Origin of the sequence: Blautia caccae, assembly GCF_040095955.1 — a bacterium.
Classification (GTDB): Bacteria; Bacillota; Clostridia; order Lachnospirales; family Lachnospiraceae; genus Blautia; species Blautia celeris.
This window is the reverse complement of sequence record NZ_JBBMFP010000117.1, coordinates 1-511: the sequence shown is the minus strand read 5'-3', so window position 1 is coordinate 511 and position 511 is coordinate 1. Positions and strand designations below refer to the sequence as shown.

Sequence of the window (511 nt, the reverse complement as noted above, 5' to 3'; positions counted from 1 at the left end):
ATTACAATAAGGAAGACAACAGCTATGACAAGGACCGCCGCCCAAATAATGGCTTCAACAGAAAGTTTGTCACCTGTCCTCACGGGAGCTGTTTTTTCTGTCCCCTTTTCTTCCGCCACAGTCTTGAAGTACCACTTCACCTTACCAGTATTGAGTGTATATTTATTATCCAGCTCTTTAGGCATAGATACCTGGAAGGTAACTTTTTGGTCTTTTCCTTTTTCCAGTTTACAGAGTTCTATGTATTCCTTTAAATCCTTAGAATTCAATGGACCGGAATAAACTTGTTTCCCGCCTGCTGTGATGGTGAGCTGCATCTTATCCAGAAGGTCGTTGTCAGGTTCCAGCACCTCTGTCTTGAAGTAAAAAGCCTGCTCCTTTTCTGCGTCGTTTTTCATGGTAAACGTTCCGTCCATACTGTCTCCAGGAGTCAGTGTGGCAAAGCCAGAGAAGAAGTCTTCCGGGCTGGCGATCAGCTTTTTGCTGTCCCCTTCATAGACAACGGAAAGTT

The 511-nt window shown here is 44.4% G+C and carries 1 protein-coding gene; it reads right to left on the bottom strand.

Going from position 1 to position 511, the window contains the following annotated elements; genetic code table 11:
• On the bottom strand, nt 1–511 hold a 511-nt coding region (locus tag WMO65_RS26505), incomplete at both ends, for a hypothetical protein (RefSeq protein ID WP_349064949.1).